22 protein-coding genes and 1 tRNA gene are annotated in these 25,878 nt (G+C 72.5%); 10 read left to right on the top strand and 13 right to left on the bottom strand.

Going from position 1 to position 25,878, the window contains the following annotated elements:
- Window positions 1-41: 41 nt before the first annotated feature.
- Both ACGFZF_RS26470 and ACGFZF_RS26465 read right to left on the bottom strand, forming a co-directional pair.
- The gene (locus ACGFZF_RS26470) at window positions 42-608 is read right to left on the bottom strand and encodes a hypothetical protein (protein ID WP_393558019.1); all 567 of its coding nucleotides are present in this window, start codon (window positions 606-608) and stop codon (window positions 42-44) included.
- A 115-nt stretch (window positions 609-723) separates the two neighbouring features.
- Window positions 724-1,359, bottom strand: a complete 636-nt coding sequence (locus tag ACGFZF_RS26465; RefSeq protein WP_393558017.1) for a GNAT family N-acetyltransferase — start codon at window positions 1,357-1,359, stop codon at window positions 724-726.
- 136 nt (window positions 1,360-1,495) lie between these two features.
- Here ACGFZF_RS26465 and lon point away from each other — a divergent pair, with 136 nt between their 5' ends.
- Window positions 1,496-3,907, top strand: coding sequence for an endopeptidase La (gene lon / locus ACGFZF_RS26460; protein ID WP_393558015.1), 2,412 nt, complete (start codon window positions 1,496-1,498; stop codon window positions 3,905-3,907).
- Window positions 3,908-4,082: 175 nt separating this feature from the next.
- Here lon and ACGFZF_RS26455 read toward each other — a convergent pair whose 3' ends face one another.
- Together ACGFZF_RS26455 and ACGFZF_RS26450 are read right to left on the bottom strand one after the other, a co-directional pair.
- Window positions 4,083-4,961, bottom strand: coding sequence for a lytic polysaccharide monooxygenase (locus ACGFZF_RS26455; RefSeq protein ID WP_393558013.1), 879 nt, complete (start codon window positions 4,959-4,961; stop codon window positions 4,083-4,085).
- Window positions 4,962-5,242: 281 nt separating this feature from the next.
- Window positions 5,243-6,079, bottom strand: coding sequence for a lysozyme (locus ACGFZF_RS26450; RefSeq protein WP_393558011.1), 837 nt, complete (start codon window positions 6,077-6,079; stop codon window positions 5,243-5,245).
- Between the two features lie 222 nt (window positions 6,080-6,301).
- Between ACGFZF_RS26450 and ACGFZF_RS26445 the strand changes: the two genes are divergently transcribed.
- Window positions 6,302-6,784, top strand: coding sequence for a MarR family winged helix-turn-helix transcriptional regulator (locus ACGFZF_RS26445; RefSeq protein WP_393558008.1), 483 nt, complete (start codon window positions 6,302-6,304; stop codon window positions 6,782-6,784).
- Between the two features lie 250 nt (window positions 6,785-7,034).
- Here ACGFZF_RS26445 and ACGFZF_RS26440 read toward each other — a convergent pair whose 3' ends face one another.
- On the bottom strand, window positions 7,035-7,826 hold the full coding sequence (locus tag ACGFZF_RS26440; RefSeq protein WP_393558006.1) for a hypothetical protein: 792 nt from the start codon (window positions 7,824-7,826) through the stop codon (window positions 7,035-7,037).
- Window positions 7,827-8,188: 362 nt separating this feature from the next.
- Between ACGFZF_RS26440 and ACGFZF_RS26435 the strand changes: the two genes are divergently transcribed.
- The 6 genes from ACGFZF_RS26435 (at window position 8,189) to ACGFZF_RS26410 (ending at window position 14,218) form a co-directional block, all read left to right on the top strand.
- Window positions 8,189-11,152, top strand: a complete 2,964-nt coding sequence (locus ACGFZF_RS26435; protein ID WP_393558004.1) for a nitrate- and nitrite sensing domain-containing protein — start codon at window positions 8,189-8,191, stop codon at window positions 11,150-11,152.
- Entirely contained in the window at window positions 11,149-11,634 is a 486-nt protein-coding gene (locus tag ACGFZF_RS26430) for a roadblock/LC7 domain-containing protein (RefSeq protein WP_393558003.1), read from the top strand. The genes ACGFZF_RS26435 and ACGFZF_RS26430 overlap by 4 nt, the downstream gene beginning before the upstream one ends.
- Complete coding sequence (locus ACGFZF_RS26425; protein ID WP_393558001.1) at window positions 11,631-12,056, top strand: DUF742 domain-containing protein; 426 nt, start codon at window positions 11,631-11,633, stop codon at window positions 12,054-12,056. Before ACGFZF_RS26430 ends, ACGFZF_RS26425 begins: the two co-directional genes overlap by 4 nt.
- Window positions 12,037-12,720 carry an ATP/GTP-binding protein gene (locus tag ACGFZF_RS26420; protein ID WP_393557999.1) on the top strand — a complete coding sequence of 228 codons (684 nt, stop codon included), beginning with the start codon at window positions 12,037-12,039 and terminating at the stop codon, window positions 12,718-12,720. The genes ACGFZF_RS26425 and ACGFZF_RS26420 overlap by 20 nt, the downstream gene beginning before the upstream one ends.
- 18 nt (window positions 12,721-12,738) lie before the next feature.
- Window positions 12,739-13,974: a styrene monooxygenase/indole monooxygenase family protein gene (locus ACGFZF_RS26415; RefSeq protein ID WP_393557997.1), complete on the top strand. Its 1,236-nt coding sequence runs from the start codon at window positions 12,739-12,741 to the stop codon at window positions 13,972-13,974.
- A gap of 160 nt (window positions 13,975-14,134) precedes the next feature.
- A tRNA-OTHER gene (locus tag ACGFZF_RS26410) sits at window positions 14,135-14,218 on the top strand.
- 67 nt (window positions 14,219-14,285) lie between these two features.
- On the opposite strand, the gene ACGFZF_RS26405 is transcribed toward ACGFZF_RS26410, so the two are convergent.
- The 7 genes from ACGFZF_RS26405 to ACGFZF_RS26375 all read right to left on the bottom strand — a co-directional run bounded on the left by ACGFZF_RS26405 (window position 14,286) and on the right by ACGFZF_RS26375 (window position 20,273).
- Entirely contained in the window at window positions 14,286-15,311 is a 1,026-nt protein-coding gene (locus tag ACGFZF_RS26405) for an NlpC/P60 family protein (protein ID WP_393557995.1), read from the bottom strand.
- Between the two features lie 353 nt (window positions 15,312-15,664).
- Window positions 15,665-16,072, bottom strand: a complete 408-nt coding sequence (locus ACGFZF_RS26400; RefSeq protein WP_393557993.1) for a DUF6233 domain-containing protein — start codon at window positions 16,070-16,072, stop codon at window positions 15,665-15,667.
- 12 nt (window positions 16,073-16,084) lie between these two features.
- The gene (locus ACGFZF_RS26395; protein WP_356608272.1) at window positions 16,085-16,450 is read right to left on the bottom strand and encodes a hypothetical protein; all 366 of its coding nucleotides are present in this window, start codon (window positions 16,448-16,450) and stop codon (window positions 16,085-16,087) included.
- A gap of 188 nt (window positions 16,451-16,638) precedes the next feature.
- On the bottom strand, window positions 16,639-18,003 hold the full coding sequence (locus ACGFZF_RS26390; RefSeq protein WP_393557990.1) for an NlpC/P60 family protein: 1,365 nt from the start codon (window positions 18,001-18,003) through the stop codon (window positions 16,639-16,641).
- Between the two features lie 203 nt (window positions 18,004-18,206).
- Window positions 18,207-18,524: a hypothetical protein gene (locus tag ACGFZF_RS26385; RefSeq protein ID WP_393557988.1), complete on the bottom strand. Its 318-nt coding sequence runs from the start codon at window positions 18,522-18,524 to the stop codon at window positions 18,207-18,209.
- 10 nt (window positions 18,525-18,534) lie between these two features.
- Complete coding sequence (locus tag ACGFZF_RS26380) at window positions 18,535-19,308, bottom strand: TetR/AcrR family transcriptional regulator (protein ID WP_393557986.1); 774 nt, start codon at window positions 19,306-19,308, stop codon at window positions 18,535-18,537.
- Between the two features lie 29 nt (window positions 19,309-19,337).
- Entirely contained in the window at window positions 19,338-20,273 is a 936-nt protein-coding gene (locus tag ACGFZF_RS26375) for a diiron oxygenase (RefSeq protein ID WP_393557984.1), read from the bottom strand.
- Between the two features lie 184 nt (window positions 20,274-20,457).
- On the opposite strand from ACGFZF_RS26375, the gene ACGFZF_RS26370 reads away from it, so the two are divergent.
- The gene (locus ACGFZF_RS26370) at window positions 20,458-21,567 is read left to right on the top strand and encodes a ferritin-like domain-containing protein (RefSeq protein WP_393557982.1); all 1,110 of its coding nucleotides are present in this window, start codon (window positions 20,458-20,460) and stop codon (window positions 21,565-21,567) included.
- A 155-nt stretch (window positions 21,568-21,722) separates the two neighbouring features.
- On the top strand, window positions 21,723-22,529 hold the full coding sequence (locus tag ACGFZF_RS26365; protein WP_393557980.1) for a hypothetical protein: 807 nt from the start codon (window positions 21,723-21,725) through the stop codon (window positions 22,527-22,529).
- 94 nt (window positions 22,530-22,623) lie between these two features.
- Here the strand turns inward: ACGFZF_RS26365 and ACGFZF_RS26360 are convergent, their stop codons facing one another.
- Complete coding sequence (locus ACGFZF_RS26360; RefSeq protein WP_393557978.1) at window positions 22,624-25,752, bottom strand: DNRLRE domain-containing protein; 3,129 nt, start codon at window positions 25,750-25,752, stop codon at window positions 22,624-22,626.
- Between the last annotated feature and the right edge of the window lie 126 nt (window positions 25,753-25,878).

The raw sequence follows: 25,878 nt of genomic DNA, 5'->3' as shown, positions 1-25,878 counted from the left end.
CCTCTATCGCCCGCGGCGGCCCCGCCGGTTCACGCCCCGGGTCAGGGGGAGGTCGGCGGCCCGCCGCCCGGCAGTGCCGAGAACACCCGCCGCAGCGCGGGCGGCCGGTCGCCGTCGGTGGCGACGACCACCCGGTACCGGTACGTGACGACGTACTGGAAGCCGTCGTGCACCGGCTCGCCGGTCGGCCGGGCGGGCACCGCGGCGAAGGCGGGGTCCTCCAAGGCGGCGCGCAGTTCGGCGACCTCGGCCGGCTCCATCCGCCCGGTACGCGGCGGCTCGGTGCCGGAGCGGGTCGTGTACGAGCCGTCGTAGCGCACGATCAGCTGGTTCTGCACGCCCGCGAAGCCGCCGGTGACGTTCAGCTCGACCAGCACCTCCCGGGGCGCGGGCTCCTCGCTGTTCTTCGAGGTGCCGTCCGGTGAGGGCGTCGGGGGTGACGGGGGCGAGGTCGGCGGCGGCGCGGTGCTCGTGCCGGACGTCGGGGCGGACGGGGCCGGCGGCGTGTCCGGCCCGCAGCCGGTGAGTGCCGTCAGCGCCACCAGTACTGCGGTCGCGGCCCATCGGCCTGCCGTGCGCCGCCTGCTCCTCGTGCTCCCGGTCGCCATGCACCTGATCATGCCCGCCCCGGTTCCGCTTGGCCAGGGCGCGGCGCGCCGTGGTCGCCGCCCCGCCCCGTGGGGGCCGGGCTCGGGTCGGCTCCCGTCGCTCGCGGTCGCCGTGTCAGTCGCGGACGATCCCGGTCAGGGGCCCCTCGTACCGCCAGCCCAGCGACGTGTACAGCCCCAGCCCGTCCGTCGTCGCGGACAGGACACCCGTCACCGCGCCCGCCCGGGCGGCGGCCGCCTCCAAGGTGTGCATGACCTGGGCGCCGAGGCCGCGGCGGCGGTGGCGGGGGTCGGTCTCGATCTGGTCGGCGACCGCCGTCTCCCCTGTGGGGGCGATCTGGCCGCGCGCGGCCAGGGTGCCGTCCGGGGCGAGGATCCTGACCCGGACCACACCGTCCCGGGTCTCCGTCGTCCGCGTGTACCCGTCCGGGAGGGGCGGCCGGCTCTCCCGCCCGGGGGCGTGCAGGTGCTTGCACATCATGAAGCCCGGATCGTCGGGCACGGTCCATCCCGGTGTGATCCACTCGGCGACTTCCTCCGGCGCCGCCATGACCTTCAGCCAGGTGTACGGCTCGGTGATCCCCGCGCACAGCCGGCCCACCGAGGAGGCGTCGGGCGCCGGCAGCACGTGCCGCAGGACGTGCTTCGGCAGGCCCACGTCGATCCGGTAGCCCCACGGCCGCGCGACGGCGGGGGGCGTGCCGCGGGAGACGGTCCAGCCGGCCACCCACGCGGATGTAATAGCTCCCATATCCATACAGTCATTACATCCGCTGTTCACGGCGAGCGGGGAAGTGATCGCTCAGAGCGAACGCGGCCTGGGGAACATTCGCGGGCTCACCTGCATTGAGTCGACATAGCTCAACTTGACTGCCGAAGGGGAGATCATGGCTCCTGAGTCCACGGAGTACTCGACGCTGACACTGCCTGTGCTGCCGCTCGACGACGAAGTCGTGCTGCCCGGCATGGTGGTTCCGCTCGACCTGTCCGACAACGACGTCCGCGCCGCGGTGGAGGCCGCCCAGGCCGCCGCGCGCTCCGGCAGCGGCAAGCCCAGGGTCCTCCTGGTGCCCCGCGTCGACGGCACCTACGCGGGGACCGGCGTCCTCGGCACCGTCGAGCAGGTCGGAAGGCTCTCCGACGGAGACCCCGGCGCGCTGATCCGCGGCCGCGGCCGCGTCAGGATCGGCGCGGGGACGACCGGCCCCGGCGCGGCCCTGTGGGTCGAGGGCACCGCCGTCGAGGAGGTCCTGCCCGACCCGCTGCCCGGCTCCGTGACCGATCTGGTCAAGGAGTACAAGGCGCTGGCCACCAGCTGGCTCAAGAAGCGCGGCGCGTGGCAGGTCGTGGACCGCGTGCAGCAGATCGACGGCGTCTCGGCGCTCGCCGACAACTCCGGCTACTCGCCCTTCCTCTCCGTCGAGCAGAAGGTGGAACTGCTGGAGACGGCCGACCCGGTCGCCCGGCTCAAGCTCGCCACCGCCCAGCTGCGCGAACACCTGGCCGAGCAGGACGTCGCCGAGACCATCGCCAAGGACGTCCAGGAGGGCGTCGACAAGCAGCAGCGCGAGTTCCTGCTGCGCCGCCAGCTCGACGCCGTGCGCAAGGAATTGCGCGAGCTGAACGGCGAGAGCGAGGGCGACGAGTCCGACGACTACCGTGCCCGGGTGGAGGCGGCCGACCTGCCCGAGAAGGTCCGGGAGGCCGCCCTCAAGGAGGTCGAGAAGCTGGAGCGGTCCAGCGACCAGTCCCCGGAGGGCTCCTGGATCCGCACCTGGCTCGACACCGTCCTCGAACTGCCGTGGAACGAGCGGACCGAGGACCGGTACGACATCCAGGGCGCCAAGGCCGTCCTCGACGCCGAGCACGCGGGCCTGGAGGACGTGAAGGAGCGGATCACCGAGTACCTCGCCGTACGCAAGCGGCGTTCCGAGCGCGGCCTCGGTGTGGTCGGCGGCCGGCGCGGCGGCGCCGTGCTCGCCCTCGTCGGCCCGCCCGGCGTCGGCAAGACCTCGCTCGGCGAGTCCGTCGCCCACGCGATGGGCCGCACGTTCGTCCGCGTCGCCCTCGGCGGCGTACGGGACGAGGCCGAGATCCGTGGGCACCGGCGCACCTACGTGGGCGCGCAGGCGGGCCGGATCGTCCGGGCGATCAAGGAGGCCGGGTCGATGAACCCGGTGGTCCTGCTGGACGAGATCGACAAGGTCGGCTCGGACTTCCGCGGCGACCCGGCCGCGGCCCTGCTCGAAGTCCTGGACCCGGCCCAGAACCACACCTTCCGCGACCACTACCTGGAGGTCGAACTCGACCTCTCCGACGTCGTCTTCCTGGCGACGGCGAACGTCCTGGAGGCCATCCCGGAGGCGCTGCTCGACCGCATGGAACTGGTGCGGCTCGACGGGTACACGGAGGACGAGAAGGTCGTCATCGCCCGTGACCACCTGCTGCCCCGGCAGCTGGAGCGCGCGGGACTGGAGCCCGGCGAGGTCGTCCTGGAGGACGCCGCCCTGCGCAGCCTGGCCGGCGAGTACACCCGTGAGGCGGGCGTCCGCACCCTGGAGCGGGCGATCGCCCGGCTGCTGCGGAAGGTCGCGGCACAGCACGAACTCGGCGACCGGGAACTGCCCTTCAGCATCGCGCCGGACGACCTGCGCACACTGATCGGGCGGCCCCACCACGTGCCGGAGTCGGCGCAGGACCCGGCCGAGCGCCGCACGTCCGTTCCGGGTGTGGCCACCGGGCTGGCCGTGACGGGTGCGGGCGGCGACGTCCTGTTCGTCGAGGCGTCGTTGGCCGACCCCGAGACGGGCGCGGCGGGGCTGACCCTGACCGGCCAGCTGGGCGACGTGATGAAGGAGTCCGCGCAGATCGCTCTCTCCTTCCTCCGCTCGCACGGCGCGGAACTGGAGCTGCCCGTGACCGGCCTGAAGGACCGGGGCGTGCACATCCACTTCCCGGCCGGCGCGGTCCCGAAGGACGGACCGAGCGCGGGCATCACGATGACGACCGCCCTGGCCTCGCTGCTCTCCGGCCGGCTGGTCCGCACGGACGTGGCGATGACCGGTGAGGTGTCGCTGACCGGGCGGGTCCTGCCGATCGGCGGCCTGAAGCAGAAGCTCCTGGCGGCCCACCGGGCGGGCGTGACGACGGTCGTGATCCCCAAGCGGAACGAGGCCGACCTGGACGACGTCCCGGCGGAGATCCTGGAGAAGCTGGAGGTCCACCCGGTGACCGACGTCCGCCAGGTCCTGGAGATCGCCCTGACCCCGGCCGAGGTGCCGGTGAGCGCGGCGGCCTGACGGTCCGCCCGCGAGCGACGGTGGTGGGGCACTCCCTCGGGGGGTGCCCCACCGCCGTGCGCCGGTGGCGACCGCGCCGCCCGGCCGGCCCACGGCCCACGGTCCGCGGTCCAAGGCGCACGGCCCACGGTCCGCGGTCCGCGGGACGGGCCCGGCGGGCTCCCGCCCGTGCGGGTCAGGACTCCCGGGACGGGCGGCGGCGCGACAGGAGCAGGCCGCTCACCGCGAACGCGGTCAGGGCGCCCGCGCCCGTGAGGGCCAGGGGGAGCGGGGAACCGGCGGTACCGGCGGTGTCGGCCGTCAGGGCCGGGGGCTGCTCGTCGCCGCCGTGGCCCGCGTGACTCACCGTCGAGCGCTCCGCCCCGGCCGCGATCTTCGACTCGGTCGGCGCCACGGCCGCCGTCGCCCCGCCGCCGAAGGTGACGTCCGAGCAGCTGTAGAAGGCCTCCGGGCTGTCGCTGCGCTGCCAGACCTTGTACACGATGTGGCGTCCGGTGCGGGTCGGCAGCTGCCCGGTGAAGTGGTAGTAGCCGTCCGCCGACGTCCGCGTCGTGGCGTACGTGGCCACCGGCGTCGCGTCCAGGTCCGACCACTTCAGCGGCTGGGTGGGGTCGAAGCCCTGCTTGGTGATGTAGACCGTCATCGTCCCCGAGTGGGGTGCCGTCACCCGGACCCGGAAGTCGAAGGAGCCCGCCGCGACCGCCGTCGAGGGCCAGTCGGTGCGGGCCCAGTCGAGCGCGCGGTACTTCGCGCGGTTCGCCGAGCAGAGCTTGCCGTCCGGGATGAGCGCCTGGTGCTGCCCGTCGGCGTTGGCGATGTTGACCTCGTTCCAGTCGTACAGCGGCTGGGTGCCGGAGTCGGCGACGAGGTCCTTGCACACCTGCGACTTGGGTGTCTCGGGGCCCTCCGCGTAACAGGCGGCGACCCGGCTCACCGGGTTGAAGACGGCACCGTGCGCGCTCGCCACGGACGGGGTGAGCGGGACGAGCGCGGCGGCGGACAGGGCGGCGGCGGCGACGGCACGGTGGGCGGGACGGACGCGGAGGGACGGCATGCGGGGGCTCTCTCTCGTGCGTGGGGGAGTACGGGACGAGCAACGACCGATCAGCGCACGGAAGTCGGGACCCGTAAGCGCCGCCCCAGAGCCTCGCATTGGTCCATACCAATGAGCAAGGGGGTGGATCGGGGAATCGCGGAACGGCGGCCTCCCGGGTGTGTCGCACACCCGGGAGGCCGCCGTCGGACCGACGCCGTACCCCCGTGGCCGACCGCCGGCGCCCCTCGGTCGCCGTCGGTCGCCCGTCGCCGTCGGCACGTCGTACCGGCAGCGGGGCGTCAGCCGTTGGCCAGCGCCTGGACCCGGGAGAGGTCGCCGTTGAAGTGGTTGTGGTCGCCGACCGTCGGGCCGGTCGAGGTGTACTGCCACATCGTGTAGTACGACCAGCCGGCCGGGAGTTCGCCGACGGCCGAGGCGTACCGCGCGATCCACAGCGGGTTGGTCGTGGCGAAGCCGCCGTAGTTGCCGGTGCACTGGGTCCACCAGCTGGTCGCGGTGTAGATCACCGGGTCCCTGCCGGTCCGCGCCTTGTACCGGTTCACGAAGTCGCGGATCCAGGCGACCATCCCGGACTGGGTCTTGCCGTAGCAGGTGGCGCCGTACGGGTTCCACTCGATGTCCAGTGCGCCGGGCAGCGTCCTGCCGTCCTTGGACCAGCCGCCGCCGTTGTTCACGAAGTAGTCCGCCTGCGCCGCGCCCGTCGTCGTGTCGGGCGTCGCGAAGTGGTACGAGCCGCGGATCATGCCGACGTTGTACGAGCCGTTGTACTGCTGCGAGAAGTAGGTGTTCTTGTAGTACGTGCCCTCCGTCGCCTTGACGTAGGCCCACCTCACCCCGCTGTTCCACAGCGTCGACCAGGCCACGTTCCCCTGGTGGCTGGAGACGTCCACGCCCTCCGTCTGGCCGGCCTGGATCGAGATCCCGCCGGGCTGCGCGCCCTGGCCGTCGTGCTGGAGGACCCCCATGCCCATGTACGCGGTCCCGCGGGCGGGGACCTGGCGGGCGCCGGGGTCCTGCGCCGCACTGGCGGAGCCCGACGCGGCGACGGGGAGGAGGAGGGCGAGCGCCGCGAGGGCGACACCGGCGAGAGTCGTTCTGGATCTGTGCGCGGGCATAGCGTGCCTCCGAACAGGTCAGTGGGGGGAGCGATGTCGACAGGTCCCTGGTGTGGACATGTCAGCGAGCCGGGGATGACGCTACGCACGTAGACCCACCCGGCGGAAGGGGGTCCGGGTGCTGCCGTTGGTCTACTCCTGCGAAATACTGAAGGAGCTGCGGCGATGACCGCCGCCGGGAAGAAACTTTCAGCGACGGGAAACCCGCGCGAGGGGGCTGACGTGCACGGAAGCGGTACGGCGAGTGAAGGCGAGTCCGCCTCCAGGAGTGGTGTGGACCAGGAGTTCCTCGCCCTGGAGCGTGAGCTGGCGGTCTTTCTGCGCCGTGCCCGCGCGCAGTCGGGCGAGATGGCCCGCGAGGTCCACCCCGAACTGGAGCCCGCCGCCTACGGCCTCTTCGTCCGGCTCGACGACACCGGCCCGCAGCGCGCCACCGACCTCGCCGGCTACTTCGGCGTCGGCAAGGCGACCATGAGCCGGCAGCTGCGCGCTCTGGAGGACCTCGGCCTCGTCGCCCGCGACCCGGACCCGGCGGACGGACGCGCCTCCCTGGTCCGGCTCACGGAGGAGGGCCGGGACCGCTTCCGGCACGTACGCGACGCCCGGCGCGGGCGCTACGTCCGCAAGCTCGCGGACTGGGACCGCGGCGAGGTCGCCGAACTGGCCCGGCTGCTGCACCAGCTGAACTCCCGCGCGGAGGCCTAGGGCCTGTCTTCAAAGTAGCGCCGGTCGGGCTCGCGGTGTCCGGTGCCGTGCATCGCAAGGCGGAGGAGCGTCCGCGTACTGGACGTACTCGGACGCTTCGACAACGCAGCGTGGGGGCCCCTCCCGTGCCCGAAGGGCCACGGGGGAGCGCGGTACCGGACGCCGCGAGCTGGGGGCACCTCCCGGGCGAAGCCCAGGGGGAGGGACTTTGAAGACAGGCCCTAGGGGGCGTTTTGCCGATCTTGCCGGGTCAGAGGTCCTGGAGGACGGCGTAGACCGCCGTCGCGTCGTCGTGGGGCTTCCCGCGCCGGGTGACGCCGGCCGCCCCGTCCGCGGCCTCCCGCGCCCGGACCCGCCGGATCAGCCCGAACGCCCCCTCCGTGCGCAGCACCCCGGCGCAGTCCGCCCAGTCGCCCTCCGCGAAGGGTGCCACCCAGCGGGTGGCCCCGTCCGTGAGCGCGGCCAGGGCCCGTACCCGGGAGCGGGGTGTCGTCCCGGTCACCGCCCGGTCCGCCACCGCCGGATCCGCCGCCGCCGTGAAGAAGCCGCCTTCCCGGTTGCGCAGCCGGTCCGTCGCCGCCGAAGAGCGCAGGACCTCGGGCGGCACGCGGTCCAGGCGGTCGTCGAGCACGGCCCGCACGGCCCCGTCCGGCGCCTCCAGGAGGAGTGCCGCGTCGGACAGGACCAGGTGCTCGACCGTGTCCGCGTCCCACCGGGCCAGGGCGACCGTCGCCTGGGGAGTGCGCACGTGAGAAAGGTCACAGGTGTCGCGATGGGCCTCCGCGGTGCGCCGGATGGCCAGCGCCAGAATCTCGGTCAGCGTCAAGTCCGGCCGCGAAGCGGACAGTTCGGTCAAAGCGCCACCCAGGCGGGCGGTGAACCAGGGGACACCGTGCACACAACCGTCATCACCGGCCGGGGGAGTCACCCCGTCGAGCGCCACGACCGTCCCGCCGCCGCCGGGACCCGGCAGAGCTGCAGCTGCCCAGTCCTCATTGGGGCGTTCGGGGCTGCCGGGGAGGGTGACCACTTCGGTGCGCATGATCCTCAGTCTGCCCGGCCTGCATCACTCCTTCACAGCGTCTCCAGACGGCCGAATCTGGCCTGTACCAAGCGGTCGGCGTCGTCCCGCCGGGCGGAACCACCCCGTCCGAGAAGCTGCGGGCGGGCATCCTGCCAAAGCCCGCGCGGAAGATCCAACCGGCCCCCCGAGAACGGCCTCGGCCACCTCCATGGGGAGTTGTTTGCCAACTCATGAGTGTTGTTCACTCGTTCGGGTGGCGGAGCGGCCGATGCGCGTCCCCTTCCCAGAAGCGCTGGAATGGTCGAGAGCCATACCAGGGGTGGGGGCGCTCTGAGTGGTGACCGGTCGTCACCCCTGCTTCATGGGTGGACGAGTCGAGAATGCGAGCACCGGTGCAGAAGAAGCGGCCTCGGACCAAGAACGGCACGCCGAGCCGGACCCCTGGTGACCCGCTGACCACGGGCAACGCCGCGGGCCCCGGCGCTTCCGCGGTACCCGCGGCCCCGCCCGTCGGCCGCCCCAAGCGCGTCCGCAACCGCCTGGTCGCCGGGGTCGCCCTCGTCGGCGTCACCGTGCTGGCCGCCGGCGCCCCCGCCGTCCTCACCGCCTCCGGCGAACTGACCGACTCCCAGCGTCTGGTCACCCTCGCCGAACTGGACCGCCAGGCGGTCACCCTCGCCCACTCCCTCGCCGACGAGCGCGACGAGGTCGTGGCGTACATCGCGGCGGGCCGGGACGAGCAGGACACCGACGACAAGAAGAAGCGCCAGGTCACCAGCACGCGTTCGGCACGCGTCGACCGCCAGATCGACGAGATCCGGCCCGCCGCGACCACCGAGCTCCGCCGCGACCTGGCCGGCCTGACCTCCATCCGGCGCGCCGCGCTCACCGGCAAGGGCACCGCCCTGGAGGCCCACCGCGCCTACAGCGACGTCATCGGGAAACTCCAGGCGCTCGCGGACGAGCTCGCCGAGAAGACCCCCGCCCGCGCCGCCGAGGCCACCCGCGCGCCCGGCGACCTCGGCCGCGCCGTCGAGCAGGCCTCCGCCGTCCGCGGACTCCTCCTCGCCGCGCTCGCCGTCCCCCAGCCCGAGTCCACCGGCACCCACTACGACCCGATCAGCGGCACCTACGTGCCCGACCGGGCCGAAGGCGCCGAGGAGGCCGAACGGCAGCGGAACGCCCTGACCGCCGCCGCCCAGCAGTCCCGGGTGCGCGAGCAGGCCGCCCTCGCCGACTTCGACCAGTCCGCCACCGCGTCCGCCCGCGACTCCCTCGCGGCCACGGTCACCGGCCCGGACGTCAAGAACGCCGAGCGTCACCTGACCCGCCTCGCCGACCAGCCCGAACTCAGCACGTCCGAGCGGAAGACCGACCCCGAGAAGCTGGAGGCCGCGCTCTCCGCCCGGATCGAGCAGATGCGCGGCGTCGAGTCCGCCCTCGCCACCGAGCAGGTGGAACGGCTCGCCCAGCTCCGCGACGACGACGTCACCGCCCTCGAACTGCGCATCGCCTTCCTCGGCGGCTGCCTGCTGGTCGCCGTCGGCATCTCCACCTTCGTCGCCCGCACCCTCACCCGGCCGCTCGCCGTCCTCCGCATCGGCGCCGCGCGCCTCTCCGCCGCCCCGGAGACCGAGGAGCCGGTCCGCTTCACCGGCCGCAACGACGAGTTCGCCCAGGTCGTACGGTCCCTCAACACCCTCCAGGGCAAGCTGGCCGCGCTCGCCCTGCGCGCCGAGCAGCTCGACAGCGAGCGGGCCGACCAGGCCGGGGCCCGCGAGGCCCTCGCCGTCGACCTCGCCGCCCAGCGCGCCGAACTCCAGGGCCAGACCGCCCTGCTCAGCGCCGAGCTCACCCGGCTCCGGGACAGCGTCCAGCACACCTTCGTCAACCTCTCCCTGCGCAGCCTCGGCCTGGTGGAGCGCCAGCTCGGCGTCATCGAGAAGCTGGAGGAGCGCGAGCAGGACCCGGACCGGCTCGCCACCCTGTTCAAGCTCGACCACATGGCGACCGTCATGCGCCGCCACAGCGAGAACCTGCTGGTCCTCGCCGGTCACGAGCACGTCCACGGCCACGCGGGCCCGGTGCCGCTCGTCGACGTCCTGCGCGCCGCGGTCAGCGAGATCGAGCGGTACGAGCGGGTCGCCATCCAGTCCCTGCCGCCGCACGCCCAGATCGCCGGCTTCGCCGCGGACGACCTCAGCCACCTGGTCGCCGAGCTCCTGGAGAACGCGACCTCCTTCTCGCCGCCCGACGCCCAGGTCCAGCTCTCCGGCTGGGTCCTGGAGTCCGGCGAGGTGATGCTCTCCGTCCAGGACGAGGGCATCGGCATGACCGCGTCGCGGCTCACGGAGCTCAACGCCCGGCTCGCCGAGGCGGACCCGGCCGACACCGAGGGGGAGGGGCTCGGCCTGCGGGTCGCCGCCCTCCTCGCGGCCCGGCACGGCGTACGGGTCGAACTCAGGGAGCAGAAGCAGGGCGGTATCGCGGCCGTCGTCGTCCTCCCGCCGTCCCTGCTGCCGACCGCCCCGCCGACCGCCGTGCCGCCGACCGTGCAGGTCGCGGGCGCCGCTCCCGCCCTGAACCTGCCGGGCTCGGTGGCCGAGGCGAACTCCAACGCGCTGCCGTCCCGGGCCCGCGACCCGTTCGTCGAGGCCGCGGAACAGGCCATCGAGGCGGCCGGCACGGCCGGCACGGCTCCGGTCACCGAGGCCGCGGCGGACCCGCTCGACTCCGCACCCGCGACCGACGTGTCCGCACCGCTCCCGCCGGCGGCCGACACCACCGGACCGGCCGACACCACCGGACCCGCCGACGCTCCCGGGCACGCCGAGCCTGCTCACGCGACCGCCGAGCCCGCTCACGCGACCGACGCGGCCGCGACCGCCGAGCCCGAGCCCGCTCCCGTGACCGTGCCGGCCCAGGCGTCCGCGCCGGAGGTCGAGACCTCCACCGTCGCCGAGGAGCCGGTCTCCGAGACGACCCTGCAGGTCCGGCTGGCCGACCTGCCGGCCGAGCCGGACAGCCACGAGCGTGCCGTGGAGGAGCAGCCGCCCGCGCGGCAGACCCAGCGGCTCACCGACAAGGGACTGCCCAAGCGGACCCCGCAGATAGTCCGGCAGGCGGACGCCCCCGTCACCCCCCGCACGGGCGGTGTCGACGCCGAGGCCCTGCGCCGCCGACTGGGCGGTTTCCACCGTGGCGCCGAGCAGGGCCGCCAGGACGTGGAGGCCGAGATCGAGGCCGGGACCGAGGTGGGGACCGCGCCCGACCGGCACGAAGCCGCACCCACAGCACGTACCGAGGAGAAGACGGGGGACACAGTCGAGGAGGCACGCAGTTGACTGCGACCGGAACATTCGGACTGAGCACGGAAGCCCGCAACCTGCACTGGCTGCTGGGCAATCTCGTCGAGGAGGTGCCAGGGGTCCGCTCCGTCGCCGTGGTGTCGTCCGACGGGCTGCTCCTGCTCTCTTCCGACCCGGCTGCGCAGAGCGCCGCCACCCCCACGGGAGGCCGCTCCGGCGGGCCCCGCGGATCGAGCGCCGACCTGGCGACCATCGTCTCCGGCATCGGCAGCCTCACCATCGGCGCGGCCCGGCTGATGGACGGCGGCGGTGTGAAGCAGACCATGGTGGCCATGGACGAGGGCAGCGTCTTCGTCATGTCGATCAGTGACGGCTCGCTGCTCGGCGTGCACGCCACGCCCGACTGCGACATGAGCGTCGTCGCGTACCACATGGCGCTCTTCGTCGGTCGCGCCGGACATGTACTCACCCCCGAACTCCGCAGCGAGCTGCGCAAATCGATGGAGAGCACCCAGTGACGTCTGTGCCGTCGGCGTTCCATGCCCACAAGCTGCCGGTCCGCGGGGAGGCGTCCCGTCGCCCCGCGCGGGTACGCCCGTACTCGCTCACCGGAGGCCGGACCCGCTTCGGGCACGTGCTCCTGGTCGAGACGTTCGTGGCGGCCCTCGAAGCGGCGCCCGCGCGCAGGGTGCTCACGGACGGCGGACCCGCCGCGCGCGGCCTGATGCCGGAGATGCGGGCCATCGTCGAGATCTGCCGCCGGATGCGCACCGTCGCGGAGATCTCTGCGCTCCTGAAGATGCCGCTGGGAGTCGTCCGGGTGCTGCTGAGCGACCTGGCCGACCAGGGAAAGATCCGTGTGTACGGGACCGGTCACGGCACCGGCCAGCCCGACCGCGCGCTCCTCGAAAGGGTGCTGAGTGGACTCCGTCGTCTCTGACGCCTCCGCCGTCTCCGATCCGCCGGCCACCACCGGCATACCCGCCCAGCCCCAGGCCGGCCCGCCGGCACCGGCGGCCGAGGACGGCGCCCGGGACTGGCAGCTGGACCACACCCGCGCCCCGATCGCGACCAAGGTCGTCGTCGCGGGCGGGTTCGGCGTCGGCAAGACCACCTTCGTCCGCGCGGTCTCGGAGATCACTCCGCTGCAGACCGAGGCGCTGATGACGCAGGCGAGCGAGGAGACCGACGACCTCACCTCGACGCCCGACAAGCTCACCACGACCGTGGCCATGGACTTCGGCCGCATCACCCTCGACGACGACCTGGTGCTGTACGTCTTCGGCACGCCGGGGCAGCAGCGCTTCTGGTTCATGTGGGACGACCTGGTGCGCGGCGCGATCGGCGCGGTCGTGCTCGCCGACACCCGCCGGCTGACGGACTGCTTCCCGGCCCTCGACTACTTCGAGAGCTGCGGACTGCCGTACATCGTCGCCGTGAACCACTTCGAGGGAACCGAGCTGTTCGAGACCGAGGACGTCCGCGAGGCCCTGACGGTGCCCCCGCACGTACCGATCGTGATCATGGACGCGCGCAAGCGGTACAGCGTGGTGGAGTCCCTGCTCGCGATGGTCTCGCACGCCCTCGAAGTCACCCCTGAATAACCCGTTAGGAACCCCGCCATGCGGAAGATACTCATCGTCGGGGCCGGCCAGTCCGGCCTCCAGCTCGCCCTCGGACTGCAGTCGCAGGGGTACGAGGTCACCCTCATGTCCAACCGCACGGCGGACGAGATCCGGTCCGGCCGGGTCATGTCCACCCAGTGCATGTTCGACACGGCTCTCCAGCACGAGCGTGACCTCGGCATCAACTTCTGGGAGTCCCAGGCCCCGCAGATCAAGGGCCTCGGCGTCTCCGTCGCCGCACCCGACTCCTCCCGCGTCATCGACTGGGTCGGCAGGCTGGACGGCTACGCCCAGTCCGTCGACCAGCGCGTGAAGATGGCCGGCTGGATGGAGACCTTCGCCCAGCGCGGCGGCCAGCTCGTCATCCACGGCGCCGCCGTCTCCGACCTGGACTACTTCTCCCGCAGCTACGACCTGGTGCTGGTCTCGGCCGGCAAGGGCGAGCTGGTCTCCATGTTCGGCCGCGACGCCGCCCGCTCCCCGTACAGCGAGCCGCAGCGCGCGCTGGCCGTCGCCTACGTCCACGGCCTGGGCCCGCGCCCCGAGCACCCGGACTTCGACGCGGTGCGCTGCAACCTCGTCCCGGGCGTCGGCGAGCTCTTCGTCATGCCGACCCTGACCACCAGCGGCCGCGCGGACATCCTCTTCTGGGAGGGCGTCCCCGGCGGCCCGCTCGACGTCTTCCAGGGCGTCAAGGACCCCTCCGAGCACCTGGCGCTCACGCTGGAGCTGATGGAGAAGTTCACGCCCTGGGAGTACGCGCGGGCCACCAAGGTCGAACTGACCGACGCCAACGCCACCCTGGCGGGCCGCTACGCCCCGACCGTGCGCAACCCGATCGGCCGGCTGCCCGGCGGCGGCCTCGTCCTCGGCGTGGCCGACGTGGTCGTGGCCAACGACCCGATCACCGGCCAGGGCTCCAACTCGGCGTCCAAGTGCGCGGCCGCGTACCTCGCCTCCATCGTCGAGAACGGCGACAAGGCGTTCGACGAGACGTGGATGCAGGCCACGTTCGACCGCTACTGGGACACCGCGCAGCACGTCACGAAGTGGACGAACGCGATGCTGGGCGTCCCGCCGGAGCACGTCCTCAACCTGATCGGCGCCGCGGGCCAGCTCCAGCCGGTCGCGGACCGCTTCGCGAACGGCTTCGACAACCCGGCGGACTTCGAGAACTTCTTCTTCGACCCGGAGAAGACGTCCGCCTACCTGGCCTCGGTCACGGGGGCCTGACGGGTCTCCCACCCGCTGTCGACGGGGCGCCGCCGCTGGTCATCGACCACCGGCGGCGCCCTGTTCACGGGCGGGGCAGGCCCCGGACGTTGCGGCCGGCCCCGGCCGACGCCGGAATCCCGGTGCGCCGTCCCGATGCCGCCTCGCAGGGTGATGCCGCAGCCCTCGTCGTTCAGCGGCCGAGGACACCGGTCGCCGGTTCGCCCGGAGCCGGAAACCCGGGTTCGAATCCCGGCGACGGCTGCTCCCTTGCCCCTCCCGGCGGCGCCGGAAGGGGCACGTCGTGCCGAGCCACGCCCGTTCGGGCGACGTCAGATGCGGACCGCGGTCTGGTAGCTGCCGATCGTGCCCATCGACTCGTAGCGGACGTAGGCGCCCGGGTACGGGGCGTGCAGCACGGTGTTGTTGCCCGCGTACAGGCCCACGTGCGAGGTGTTGCTGAAGAAGACCAGGTCGCCCGGCTTCAGTTGGCTGCGCGCGATGCGGGTGCCCTGGGTTATCTGGGTGTACGTGGTGCGGGTGATCTGGACGCCGGCCTGGGCGTACGCCCACTGGGTCAGGCCCGAGCAGTCGAAGGAGTTGGGCCCCGTGGCCGTGCGGACGTACGGCTTGCCCACCCGCGTGGCGGCCTGCCGGAGCGCCTCGGCGCCGAGGGCGGACGCGGGGACCTCGTTGCCGAGGTCGACCCGGTCGCCGGCCGCCCGGCTCGCGCGCTGCTCGTCCTCGGTGATCTTGGCCCGCTCGGCGACCGTCAGGGTGTTGAGCAGCTTCTGGGCCTCGGCGAGCTTGCCCTGGAACTTCTGCTTGTTCTTGCCGAGCGTGTCGCGGACCTCGGCGAGGTCCGCGATCTTCGTCTGCGCCTCCCGGCGCTGCTGGGCGAGCGTGCGCTGCTTCGCCTGGATCCTCTGCAGCGACTCCGCCTGCTTGACCGTCACCTGGTCCAGCGCGGAGGCCTGGTCGAGGAAGCTGTCCGGGTCCGAGGAGAGCAGCAGCTGGACCGACGGGTCGAGCCCACCGGAGCGGTACTGCGCCGTCGCGAGCAGACCGAGCTCGCCGCGCAGGGTGTTGAGCTCGTCCTGGCTGCGGGCGACCCGGTCCTGGAGCGCGCCGACCTGCTTCTTGAGCTTGTCCTGCCGCTCCTTGGCCCCGTTGTACTTCTCGGTGGCTTCCTCGGCCTCGTGGTAGAGCTTGTCGACCTTCGCCTTGACCTCGCTCTTGGTCGGCTTGGGGTCGGCGTGGGCCGCTTGGGAGGACAGCGCCACCGCTGCTGTGGCGGTCGCGGTGAGCACGGTCACGCGGGTGCGGCTCGGCTGCTTGGGTCGACGGTGGGACGCCACGAAGGCGAGCTCCTTCTTCCTCGAGCCGCCTACCGGGCTGTGGGGGGAAGGGAATCCCCGGCTCCGTGCAGGTCACGGACGCGGCGGGTCCTTCGCCGTCACCCCGGATGGGTGATCGATCGTGCGAAGGTTCGAGCTCCGACCTTAGTGACCATCCTGTGATGTGTTCAATCTTCACAAGAAGAATGTCGACACGGGGGCCACTTCTTTACTCATGACCCACGCGGCGTGGTGGTGCCCTGACGGTGCGTTCCTTGATATGCCGTCAAGTACGGCAACTGTCACCAGATCACCTCAAGTGCCTTGAGATGTAAGGGGATTGTGGTGGGCTTCGGTTCGCTCTCGCTTCGTCGTCAGCTTCCGTCCCCCTGAACGTTCCCCTGGACGGCGCCACCGCCGGGCAGCCGCCGAGGGGGCGGCTTCTCGATCCCGAGGCCGGCGAGGCTGCCCCAGGGGTTGCAGATCTCGCACATCGTCATGCCGGGGAACTCGCGGAGCGCGGTGACGACCTCCTCCGCCCCGAGCAGACCGGCGCCCGTGTACAGGCCGCAGCCACCGCGGTGCAGCATCGGCTCGCCCTCCACGGCGCGCGCGGGCTGGATCTTCCACATCATCTCGGCGCGGGCGACGTCCCTCCGGCGCTTCTCCTCCTTCTCCTCGGCCTCCAGCTCCCGGATCGTCCGGTCGGTCTGCGTGAGCTGCCAGCGCAGCCAGTCGCGCAGGGTGCGCTGCTTCGCCAGGCGCTCGGATATCGACAGCACGGCCCGCCCCCGCTACGCCGCGGCGTCGGCGACCGGCGCGGCCTCGGCCGCGCGGTGCTCCTTCAGTGCCATCCGCGCCCCCATGCGCTCGCCGGCGTCCAGCGTGGCCCAGTGCGGGTGGGTGGACACGGTGACGGTCAGCTCCCGTACCAGGGTCATGAGGCGGGCGACCTCCGCCTTCTGCTCGTCGGTGTAGCCGGGGCTGGGCTCCCGGCCGCCGGTGATCTCGCCGGTGTGGGGGTGCTTCGTGCCGGGCCAGCCGTCGGCCGGCTCGACCGACCACGGCAGCGCGCGGCACAGCGCCGCGTACTCGGCCCGGGCCTGGTGGAGGCGGAGCTGGGCGTCGACGAGGTCCTGCGGGAAGGGGGAATCAGCCACGACTGAAATGATACGCCTGTTCGAATACCGGTGGCGGTGAGACCCGCCGCACATGCGGCGCCGCTCACCCGATCGGCGGAGGCGGCGGGCTGCCGGACGGGCCGCACCGGTCGCCGCCGCACGCCGTCCCGCCCGCGGGGCCGGGCGAGGGCTTGGGGGCGGGGCGCCTCACGGGTGGGGAGAGGCGCTCAGTCGGCGCCGGGACCGGTGTCGGTGTCGGTGGCAGGGTCGGGGGTGGCGTCGAGGCCGGCGTCGAAGCCGTCGTCCGAGCCGTCCCGGGCACCCGCCGGGAGGTCGGGTGGGGTGAACGAGGACAGCGGGACGCCGGAGGGGTCCGGGCGGACCGCGCCGAGCAGGGGGTTCGCCGCGATGGGGGAGACCTTGACCCGGGCGCCCGGGCGCGGGGCCTGCACGACCAGGCCGCCGCCGAGATAGATCGCCACATGGGTCGCCTCGGGGAAGTAGACCACCAGGTCCCCGGGGCGCAGTTCGCTCAGCCCCACCTTCGGCAGCGTCCGCCACTGCTCCTGGCTCGTCCGCGGGATCTCCCGGCCCGCGCTCGCCCAGGCCTGCGAGGTCAGCCCCGAGCAGTCGTACGCGTCCGGGCCCTCGGCGCCCCACGAGTAGGGCTTGCCGATCTGGCGGACGGCGAAGTCCAGGGCCGCCCCGCCCTCCGCGGACGGCGTCCGCGTCCCGTCCAGTACGCCGGAGTCGAGCAGTTCGCGCTGCGCGCCCGCGGTCTGCGTCCGCTCACGCTCGGCCAGGCGCGCGAGCTGGTCCGCCGACAGCGTCGCGAGCAGCCGCTCGACCTCGGCGAGCCGAATCCGGACGTCGTCCCGCTGCTTCCGCTGCCGCGCGGCCAGCGTCTGCTGCCGGTCCAGCGCCTTGCGGGAGGCGCTCGCCAGGGCGTCCGCCTTCCTCTCCGCGTCCTCGAGCCGGGTGAGGGCGGACGCCCGGTCGCGTGCCGCGCGGGCCAGCAGATGCCCTTGGTCCAGGGCGTGCTGAGGGTCGCGGGCGAGCAGCAGTTCCAGGTACGAGGACAACTCCGAGTGCCCCTGGTACTGCTCCCTCGCCATCCTGCCCGCCGCGTCACGGCCCTGGGTCAGCGCCCTGCGGGCGGCCGTGAGGCCGGCGGTGATCTTCCGGGTGTCGGCGGTCTGGGTCCTCAGGGCCTCGTCGGTGGCGTTGAACGACTCGGTGGCCTGCTCGGTCTGCCGGTAGAGCGTGTGCAGCCGGGTCAGGAGCGTGGCCACGGAGTCCCCGCCGGAGGGCGCGAGTTCCGCGGCGTCGCCGGTGGAGCCGGCCGTCCCGCCCCCGGTGGTGCCGTCGGGGGCGGGACGGCCGGAGAGGGAGGGGTCCGCCTGTCCGGTCGGGTCAGCCTGTCCGGCCGGGTCCGGGAAGTCTGAGCGGGGCATCGGTCCGTCCGTCGCGGCCTCCACCGGTGGGTCTCCCGGATCGGCGGCGGCAGGCCCCACTCCTGTGAGGGCGCCCGTCAGGGCGGTCGTCGCCGCGAGCATCCCCGTGCAGACCGTGCGCAGCAGCCTTCCTGACACGTCATCACCTCCACCGAGATGATGAGGGAGAGGGCCGGTCAATCCGGCAGATAACCCCACAAATGGGCGAGACGGCTCAAGGGGCTCACTCGTTCGGCTGGGGCGGCGCCCCGTCCGGCCCGCCCGCCCCCGACCACCGCCGGCCGCCTCCGGTCAGCCGCCTCCGGTCAGTCGCTTCCGGTAGTCGCTTCCGGTTCGGCCGGTCACGGCCCGGACGACTCCGTTCCGCCGGGTCCCGCCTCCGGGCGCGGCGCGGTCCGCGGCTTGGACCACGGCCACCTCACCTCGTGGCGTGCGCGGCCCTCGGGGGCGTACTCGTACACCCAGCCCCGCTGCAGACCGAGCCGCTTGGTGTGACCGGCCGGCTCCCGGCGGTAGGCGTGGACCGTCGGGGGGCCGCCGGCGTCGTCCGGGACCGGCACCTCGTACCACTTGGGCGGATGTCCGGTCGGTCCGACGAGGACGGGCAGCGCCTGGCCGTCCAGGGGGCCGCCACGAAAGGGGGTGTTCTCGCTTCTCACCCCACCAGTCTCATATGAGGTGTGCGGCCTTGCCCACCACGGGGGTCACCCGACGGGCCAGCGAACCGACCGGCCCCTCGGGCGTCTCCAGTGCCAGGAGCCGCCCGACCACCTCGGTCGTCTCCCCGTCCGTCGCGGCGGTCGCGGCGAGCAGGGCCACCAGGTGGTCGACCAGCCAGTTCCGCAGCTCCTCCGCCGGGGGCTGCTTCTCCTCGTCGAGCCAGATCAGGGAGGCGGCCTCCACGGCCGCGATCCACGTCCGGACCATCATCCGCAGCCGGGGTCCGGGCCGCCCCACGCTCAGGTGGACGAGGATCTGCTCGGCCGCGGACCGCCGCACCTCGTCGACGATGGCGGTGGTCCGGGAGGTCTCGGCGACGCTGCCGCCGCGCAGCAGGGCGCTGAACCCGGCGTCGTGCTGGTCGACGAAGGCCAGGTAGCGGTCCAGGACGCGGGCGAGGCGCTCGGTGGGCGGGCCGACGGGCGGCTCGGTGAAGCACCGCTCCAGCGCGTCGGCCGAGGAGCGCAGCGCCGCCTCGTACAGCTGCTGCTTGCCGCCGGGGAAGTAGCGGTAGACGAGCGGTCGGGAGACTCCCGCCGCCTCGGCGACGTCGTCGAGCGAGACGGCGTCCGGGGCGTGGTGCGCGAAGAGCGTCAGTGCCGCGTCGAGGAGCTGGATCCTGCGCTCCTCGACGCTGAGCCGGCGGTACGCGGGCGTCGTCGCCGCCGGCCCGGTCGGCGTGGCCGGGGTGGGGGACGCGGGCGGGACGGGGCTCCTGGTCATGCCCGCAGCGTAACTCCGCCGGGCGGCGCTCAGGCGAGGAGTCCGGAGGACTTCCAGAGCCGCCGTCCCGGGCCCCGCAGGACGCCGATGTCGTCGAGGAAGTCCGTCAGGCGCCGGGCGCCCGACTGCATGACCTCGCGACGGTGGCCGCTCGCCCTGACCTGGGCCACGGCCTCGCGACGGTCCAGGCCGACGTTCTCGTACACCCGGGGGTTCACGAAGCAGACCGAGAAGACACGGGCGGCCTCACCGCAGCTGAGCCGGGTGAACTCCTGCTCCCAGCGGGGCGCGGTCACCATCTGGCGCCGCAGCTCCTCGCGGGCGTACCGGACGTGCCGGGCCTCCTCGACCACGTGGATCCGGGTCACGCCGCGCACCAGCGTCTGCACGCGCTCGTCCGGGAAGGTCAGCCGCTGCATCCAGTCCAGGATCTCCTCGCCGAGGAGCGTCGCGGCGAAGGAGCCGGGGGTGGTGGAGACGGTCTTCAGGACGCGGGCGAGGTTGTGGTAGATCCGCGGCACGGGGTAGGCGGGCGCGCCGCCCTTCTCGATCATCCGGGCGAACATCATCGAGTGCCGGCACTCGTCCGCGATCTCGGTGAGCGCGTAGCGCACGTGCTTGCTGGTGACGGACTTGTCGTAGATGTGCCGGACGAGCAGCTGCATCAGGATGATCTCGAACCAGATGCCGAGCGAGGCGAGCGAGGCCGCCTCGTGGCGGGCGAGGTCCATCCGCTGCTCCTCGGACATCCGCCGCCACATCGGGGTGTCGTAGAGGGACACCAGCTCCGGCGGCCAGAACCACTTGCCCTCCTCGACCGGCGCCTCCCAGTCGAGTTCGGTCTCGGGGTCGAAGGAGTGCTTGAGGGAGGACTCCAGGAGCCGCTCGGCGACCTGCTCCCGGTCGCGGAGGGGGCCGAGGGCGTCCCTGAGGAGGGTGAGGTCCTGCTCGGACAGTGCGGTCATGGCTGGAGAGCACCTCGCTGTGGGCTCGCGGTCGCGTGACGGGAGGCCGTCACCGGCGGTCGCCTCTTATGAGACTGCTCGTCAGTAAGCCCGTCAATCCCCTGTGCGCGACTTGTTGACCGACTGTCTACCAAGGTGTCAGCCTGCCGGACAGGACCACCTCCGGTGAACGAAGGAGTCGTCAGTGTCGACGCGCGACCTCTACACGAAAGCCCCGGAAGACCCCATCTGGCCTGTCCCGGCGTCCGGTTCGGCCCGCTTCAACTGGGAGTACGACGACGGCCGCGACCGTCTCCTCGCGCTCTACCAGAAGGGCAAGGACAAGCAGTGGGACGGCGCCACCCGCATCGACTGGGACCTGGAGGTCGACCCGTACGACCCGCTGGGAACCCCGGACGACGTGCTGACCCTGCACGGCACCCGCCACTGGGACCGCATGACCGAGAAGGACAAGGGCGACCTGCGACGGCACTACGCCGCCTGGCAGTTCAGCCAGTTCCTGCACGGCGAGCAGGGCGCGATGGTCTGCGCGGCCCGGATCGTCGAGTCCGTTCCCGACCTGGACGCCAAGTTCTACTCCGCGACGCAGACGATGGACGAGGCCCGGCACGCCGAGATCTACGGCCGCTTCCTGCACGAGAAGATCGGGATGCTCTACCCGATCAACGACAACCTCCAGGGCCTCCTCGGCGACACCCTCAGGGACTCGCGCTGGGACATGCCGTACCTGGGCATGCAGGTGCTGATCGAGGGCCTCGCGCTCGCCGCGTTCGGCATGATCCGCGACACCACCGACAAGCCGCTGCCGAAGCAGATCCTGGCCTACGTCATGCAGGACGAGGCCCGGCACGTCGCCTTCGGGCGGATGGCTCTGCGCGACCACTACCGGCAGTTGTCGGACGCGGAGCTGCGGGAGCGCGAGGAGTTCGTCATCGAGGGCTGCCACCTGATGCGGGACCGGTTGCGCGGGGTCGAGGTCCTGGAGAACTTCGGCATCCCCAGGCAGGAGGCCGAGCAGCTGAGCGAGGAGAGCGAGTTCCTGCACCTCTTCCGCAAGCTGCTGTTCAGCCGGATCGTGCCGTGCGTGAAGGACATCGGACTCTGGGGGCCGCGCCTGCAGAAGGCGTACCTGGACATGGGCGTCTTCGACCTCGGCGACTCCAACCTGGACCTGCTGATGACCCAGGACGAGGAGATCGCGGAGCGACTGGACCGGGAGCGCTTCGCGGTGGAGGAGCGGGAACGGGTCGAGGAGGTCGCGGAGGCGATCGCGCAGGGCGAGGCGGGCGCGTAGGAGGGCCACCCGGACCTGTACTTCGGGGTGTCCACCGCCGGGACACCCCGGCATTCCGCCACACGGCCACCGGCCCCGCGCCCCGCTTTCCCGGTGCGCTCCGTCCCCCGACCCGCCGTCCAGGGAGCCCTTCGCCGTGACGTAGCGTGCCCGGCATGACCATGCCGCCTCCGCACAACCCCCCGCCCCACAACCCGTACGCCGGCCAGGTGCCGCCGCAGCAGCCCGGACCCTACGGGCCGCCGGCCCCGCACGGCTTCCCGCAGCAGTACCCGGGAGCTCCGCAGGGGTATCCGCAGGGACAGGGGGCGTGGGGGCCGCCGCCGAAGAAGAAGATGTCGACGGGGGCGATCGTCGGCATCGTGCTCGGGTCCGTGGTCGTGGTCGCCGGGCTCGGCTTCGCCGGCTCCCGGGTCCTGTCCGGCGCCGGCTCCCTGGGATCGTTCCCCGAGGCCACGCACCGCCTGGTCGTGCCCAAGACTCTGGTGGACGGCGAGTACAAGCTCACCAAGGACGCCTCCCAGACCGAGGGCAAGGAGGTCGAGGACACCTACGACCCCTCCGTGAAGGACGCCAAGGCGGCCATCGCGCAATACGCGGGCGAGGACGACGCCGTCCTCGTCGTCTCCGGCTTCTCCGGCCGGCTGCGGGACCCCGAGGGCGCCAAGGACGCGATCCTCAAGGGCGCCGTCGACAAGCAGTCCACCCTCGCCGTGCCGCCCAAGGACTTCACCCCGGCCGGGGCGGACGTGACCGTCACCTGCCAGGTGACCCGGTCCAAGGACGTCATGGGCAGCACCACGCTGCCCATGTGCGCCTGGGGCGACGACAACACCGCCTCCTTCGTCGCCGTCGTCACCGCGGAGTCGGCCACCGCCGATCCCAAGACGGTCGACCTGGCGGCGCTCGCCGAGACCACCGCCAAGGTGCGCGCCGAGATGCGCAAGCCGATCGCCGGCTGACGGCCGGCGGAACGACGGGAGCCCCCGGCGCGCGTGGCGCCGGGGGCTCCTGCCGTGCGGAGCCCGCGGAGGGCTCCTGTCGTGCGGACCGCCGTCAGCTCAGCGCCTTGAGCGTGCGCCAGTCGGACGTGAGGACCGTCTTGGCCGGCGGGTTGGTGTTGGTGGTCGACGGGTAGTACACCCGCATCTGACCGTCGACGCCCGAACGGGCCCAGATGTCCGGGATGCCGTCGCCGTTGACGTCGGGGATGCCGATCGCCGTCGAGACGTTCGCCTCGGTCCAGCTCGTTCCGTACTGGACGTCCCCGTTGAGGGAGTTGTTCGCCAGCATGAGCGAGTTGAGGTCGACGCTGCCGGCGACGGAGCCCGGCTTGCCGTGGCGGACGTACATGTTGCCGTTGTCCAGGTTCCGCCAGAGCAGGTCCGGCGTGCTGTCCAGGTTGATGTCGGCGACGTTGACGATGTCCCGGCGCTCCCAGGCGTCCACGTTCATCAGCGTGGCCGCGTGGAACGTGGCGCCGGTGTAGCCGGACAGCACCCAGAACGCGGGGCCGGCCTTCAGGAACAGGTCGGGCAGCTTGTCGCCGGTGACGTCGCCGACGGCCTTGAGCTGCGTCCACGTCGACGGCGCGGGCGCGTTCGCGGGCAGCCGGACCTTGATCCGGTCGTCGACGTTGAAGCTGCCGTAGCCGTCACCCGGGTACAGCCAGAAGCCGCCGTCCGGGGTACGGGCGAACAGGTCGGTCGTGCCGTCGCCGGGGTACACGTCCCCGTAGTGGGCGATCAGCGCGGCCTTGCCGGTGGCCGAGTCGTACCAGTGGCCCGCCGGGTGCAGCTTGCCGCCGGTGCTGTACGAGCCGGCGAGGCTGCCGTACAGGTCGCCGCCGGGTCCTCCGGAGTAGGAGAACAGGTTGCCGCTGGCGTTGATGGCCAGGATGTCCGGCTGGCTGTCGCCGCCCACGTCGTGGGGACCGTCGGCGTTGTCCTTGGGCTGGACGTACGTCAGGTAGTCCCCGCGGACGCTGGGGTTCCCCAGGGAGTCGTAGGCGTACAGCTGGAGCCAGTTCGGGCCGGCGTGCGGAGGCCGCAGGTCGGGCACGGTGGCCGAGCCGTTGACGGCGTTGACGTACTTGATGTCCAGACCGTCGAAGGCGTAGCTGAACTTGGCCGCGCCCGGCGAGCTGAACGTCATGGCACCGGTGCCGCCGAACTTCACCGTCGCCCAGGTCGCGCCGTCGGACGTGGCCCGCTTGAACGGGGTGGTGTCCTCGTCGACGACGGGCGTCGGCGGACCGGAGCCGTCGATGGTGATGGCGCACGGCGTGGTGCCGGCCGGGAAGTACGTGGACACGGCGCCGACGGTGTCCTCCGCGCGCACGTCCCAGTAGTAGGTCTTCTTGTCCACCAGCATCGTGGTGGTGGGGGCGATGACCGTCGACGCGTAGCCGCTGGACAGGTTGGTGGCCAGGGTGCCGGCCGGCGCGGTGGTGCCGGCCTCCCAGATGCGGAAGCGCAGACCCTTCAGGTTGTTGTCCGCGTCGGTGGCCTTGGCCTTCAGGGTGATGTTGGTCCTGCCGACCGTCCGGCCCGGGGAGCCGACGACGCAGTCGCCACCGGGCGACGTCGTGCCTGCGGTGGGCTCGGTCGGCGTGCGGTTGTAGTCACCCTCCAGGACCGCGGACGTGGCGCGGAACTTGCGCCAGGTCTGGGTGTCGGACTCGGAGGTGGCCCGCATGCCGAAGGTGATGTTCGACCAGCCGTTGTCGGCGCCCTTCTGGGCCGCCGCCTTCACGTCGAACGCCTCGTACTCGTCCGGGCAGGAGCTGGAGGACCAGCCGTGCGCGAAGGACTGCGCGTCCAGCTTCGTCGACCAGCTCGGCTGCGCGTTCCAGGTGGTGCCGGAGGAGATCGCACCGGTCAGCCAGAAACTGAACTCACGGGTGGTGCACGACCACGAGTGGTTGTTCAGCACCTTGAAGGTCGCACGCGTGAACGTCGCGCCCTCGAAGCTGCTGGAGAAGCCCATGCGCCAGAAGGAGCGGCCGAGGCCGCCGGTGTCCGACTCGTAGCCGACGCGGGCGTCGGAGGTGCCGGAGGAGAAGTTGGTGCCGTTCCAGAAGCTGCTGCTCGGGTACGGGCGGTAGGCCGTCGTCCACGCCTGGTACCCGCTGTTCAGCGGCGGGTCGATGAAGACCGGGAACTTCACCTTCTCGTCGGTGAAGAGGGTGGTCTCGGCGGTCCGCAGGCGCAGGTGGGCGTTGCCGGTGTTCTCGCCGTCGAGCCGGATCGGGAGCGGGGCGGAGTGCGCGCCGGGCTCGATGCCGGTGAGGCCGGAGAGCTTGAGCACGTCGGCCGGGGTGGCGGTGGCGGTGCGGGGGGTGGACTGGCCGGGCGGGAGCTCGGGGTCGCGGCCGCTGGAGTCCCAGCCGAAGGGGGTCGGGATGGTGCCGACCTCCTTGCCCGTCTTGTCGAGGACCTGGACGCGGCTGGCCTTGGAGTCGTGGCGGAACGTGGCCGTCTTCGACGTCAGTCCGTAGGAGACCGTGGCGAGCGCCTTGTTCTGGGCGGCCTGGCGGTTCTTGACGATGAGGAGCTGGCCGAAGCCGCCTTCCTCACGCGCGACGAGCAGCAGGTCGACGCCGGGCATGACCTCGGAGTAGAGGGCACGGGGGCCGTCGAGCACCGGCTCGGGCAGGGTGCCGGGCCAGGTGTAGGCGATGGTGTGGCCGCCGAGGTCGACCTCGGCCAGCGTCGTCTCGCCGGGCTGCGGTGCGCGTGCGAACGAACGGTCGGCCCGGGTCGCGTCGGTGCTGCCGCTGGAGAAGCGGACCGGGACGGCCGGGTTGGCCGGCGCGATGCCGAGGCCGCGGGGGGCCTTCTTCGTCCGGGTCAGCTTGTTGTCGATGGGGGCCCACTGGCCCTTGGTGTTCTTGGCCCGCTGGGGCAGCGCGTGGATCCGGGTGCGCAACTGCCCGTTCGGCAGTGCCCAGGTGAGCTCGGTGGCGGTGGTCGCCGTGTCGACGAGCACCTGCTTGCGGGTACGTCGCGCCTCGGCCATCGCGGTGGCCTCGTCGCGGGGGCCGGTCGAGGCCGGCTTCGCTTCGGTAGCCGAACCGCCATGGGCGGTGGGCGGGGTGTCGGGTTGCCACCAGGGCAACAGGGCAGCGGTGAGCGCGGCCAGAACAAGGCCGAGCGTCAGTGACAGCCGTGTGCGCGTGCGCACGAACGGGCTGAGAAGGCGAGGCGGCGCGGACACGGCGGTCTACTCCCGTGTGGACCAGGGGATGGGGGGACAGCACAGACAGCCCCGTACGGCATGCCGCGGGGCGCGCACACGATCACACACTCG

Origin of the sequence: Streptomyces sp. NPDC048338 (assembly GCF_043201055.1) — a bacterium.
GTDB lineage: Bacteria > Actinomycetota > Actinomycetes > Streptomycetales > Streptomycetaceae > Streptomyces.
This window is presented reverse-complemented; position numbering and strand designations above follow the sequence as displayed.